The sequence below is a fragment of the Elioraea sp. genome (assembly GCF_051860475.1).
Taxonomy (GTDB): Bacteria; Pseudomonadota; Alphaproteobacteria; order Acetobacterales; family Acetobacteraceae; genus Elioraea.
Genome location: NZ_JBHYDW010000283.1, coordinates 1 through 1,651, shown reverse-complemented (window position 1 = coordinate 1,651; position 1,651 = coordinate 1). Strand labels below are relative to the sequence as shown.

At 71.2% G+C, this 1,651-nt stretch carries 3 protein-coding genes; all 3 read left to right on the top strand.

Annotation, left to right across the window (positions count from 1 at the left end):
• Window positions 1–817, top strand: an 817-nt coding sequence (locus ACTIFU_RS23715) for a CDP-alcohol phosphatidyltransferase family protein (RefSeq protein WP_439580792.1), incomplete at its 5' end; no start/stop codon positions are given.
• Window positions 814–1,074, top strand: a complete 261-nt coding sequence (locus ACTIFU_RS23710) for a hypothetical protein (protein ID WP_439580791.1) — start codon at window positions 814–816, stop codon at window positions 1,072–1,074. The genes ACTIFU_RS23715 and ACTIFU_RS23710, both read left to right, overlap by 4 nt.
• Window positions 1,067–1,417 carry a hypothetical protein gene (locus tag ACTIFU_RS23705; protein WP_439580790.1) on the top strand — a complete coding sequence of 117 codons (351 nt, stop codon included), beginning with the start codon at window positions 1,067–1,069 and terminating at the stop codon, window positions 1,415–1,417. The genes ACTIFU_RS23710 and ACTIFU_RS23705 overlap by 8 nt, the downstream gene beginning before the upstream one ends.
• Window positions 1,418–1,651: the final 234 nt, after the last annotated feature.

Below are 1,651 nucleotides of genomic sequence, written 5' to 3'. Positions count from 1 at the left end.
CAAGCGCCGCTCACGCCCGCGCTTCCGTGGCCTCTCGTTCAACCGCCTGATCCCCAACCTGATGACGCTGGTGGGGCTTTGCGCCGGGCTGACCGCGATCCGCTTCGCGCTGATGGAGCGCTGGGAGGCGGCGGCGATCGCGATCGTCATCGCCGCCGTGATCGACGGGCTGGACGGGCGGATCGCGCGCCTGCTCAAGGCGACGAGCCGCTTCGGCGCCGAGTTCGACAGCCTGGCCGACTTCCTCTGCTTCGGCGTCGCCCCGGCGCTGGTGCTCTATCTCTGGACGCTCTCGGTCTGGGGCGGGCTCGGCTGGGCGCCCTGCCTGATGTACGCGGTCTGCACCGCGCTCCGGCTCGCGCGCTTCAACGCCGCGATCGACGGCGCGCCGCGGCCGGCCTACGCCTACAACTTCTTCACCGGCGTGCCGGCGCCGGCGGCCGCCGGGCTCGCGCTCTTTCCACTGTTCCTCTTCCTCCAGGCCGAGGCGCATGGCGTGGCGATGCTGGCGGACATCGCCCGCCATCCGATCCTGTCCGCCGCCGTGCTGCTCGCGGTCGCGGCGCTGATGGTCAGCACCCTGCCGACCTGGAGCTTCAAGAACTTCAAGGTGCCGCACGAGTACGTGCTGCCGCTGCTGCTGGGTGCGGGGCTCTATGTCGCGCTGCTGGTCAGCGAGCCCTGGGCCGCGCTCGCCGCCGCCGGGGTGATCTATGCCGCGCTCATTCCGCTTGGCATGCGCAGCTATCGGCGTCTGCAGGCGGAGGCCGAGCTGCCCGGCGCCGACGAGGAGCCGCAGGAAAGGCGCTCGGCATGAACGACGCCGAGATGCGCCGGCTCGCGATCGGGCTGATGCACACCATGACGCGGATCGCCGAGGCGCTGGCGAACCTGAATGCCGCCCAGACGATCGTGACGGAGGCGCTGCTGAAACTTTCCGCCGGGGAAAGGCTTGATCCCGCCGCGTTACGGACGCATCAAGAGCACATGCAGGCGGCGCAGTTCGCGATTCGGGGGCTGGCGAAGGAGCTGGAAGCGTCGATCGACCTTCTGGAGGCGGGGCCGCATGGCTGACGGTCCCGACCTGACCCTGCTGCGCCAGCGCATCCGCGAGATCGAGCGCCGGGTGGGCGGCGGCGCCCCGCCCCCGCTGCCGAGCGATCTCGGCGCGCGCGTCGATCAGCTCGAGCGCGAGGTCGCCGAGGTCGCCGCAATGCTGGCGCGCGTCGAGCCGATGATCGCGCGGATCGACGCGACCGTGCCCGGGGCCGCGACCAAGGCCGAGCTCGAGCGGCTGCGCGCGCAGGTGGCGGCGCAGCTCGCCGAGAAGCCGAGCAAGGTCTATCTCTGGGGGCTGGCGCTGCTGCTGCTGCTCGCCGCAATCGCAGCGCCGCGCGTCGCCGCGTTGCTCGGCTGATACCCGGCCGACAAAGGTCAATCCTTTGTCGGCCGGGTATCCGCCTTTGTTTTCGCGCGCGGCCGCCCCACCAACCCCGCGCGCCATACCGGCAGGCCAAAGGTCAAGCCTTTGGCTTGCAGGTATGACTACTCCGCCGCCTTCGGCTGTGCAGCCGGCTTCGGCGTCGCGCCGCGGCGCCGTTCCACCACCACGCCGGCCTCGGTCAACGCGGCGATCTCCTCGGCCGAGAAC